Raw genomic sequence first — 259 nt, 5'->3', positions numbered from 1 at the left:
AAATTGTCACTGAACTGGAAAAGGCTGAACTGCCGAAAGGTGTTGTACAGTCAGTGAGCACTAACGAACTTGACGTGTTAGTACGCCATGCTGGTGTTGCCGGTGTGGTGTTTGCAGGAAAACGCGAGACAGCCCTGGCGCTGTCCCGTGATTTAGCCGCCCGTGACGGGCTGCTGGGTCAGCTGATTTCAGAGTCGGATTTTGAATCTTATCCTGTGATTGGCAGCCCGACTTATTCGCTGCGTTTCGTAACTGAAAG

At 51.7% G+C, this 259-nt stretch carries 1 protein-coding gene; it reads left to right on the top strand.

What is annotated here, in order from left to right; translation table 11 throughout:
- Nucleotides 1-53: 53 nt before the first annotated feature.
- A partial coding sequence (locus tag R0J87_RS21955) for a hypothetical protein (RefSeq protein WP_498888960.1) occupies nt 54-259 on the top strand: 206 nt, incomplete at its 3' end.

The sequence above is a fragment of the Halomonas sp. SIMBA_159 genome (assembly GCF_046536035.1).
Classification (GTDB): Bacteria; Pseudomonadota; Gammaproteobacteria; order Pseudomonadales; family Halomonadaceae; genus Vreelandella; species Vreelandella venusta_A.
The sequence above is the reverse complement of the archived record's forward strand: the minus strand, read 5'-3'. Positions and strand labels throughout refer to the sequence as shown.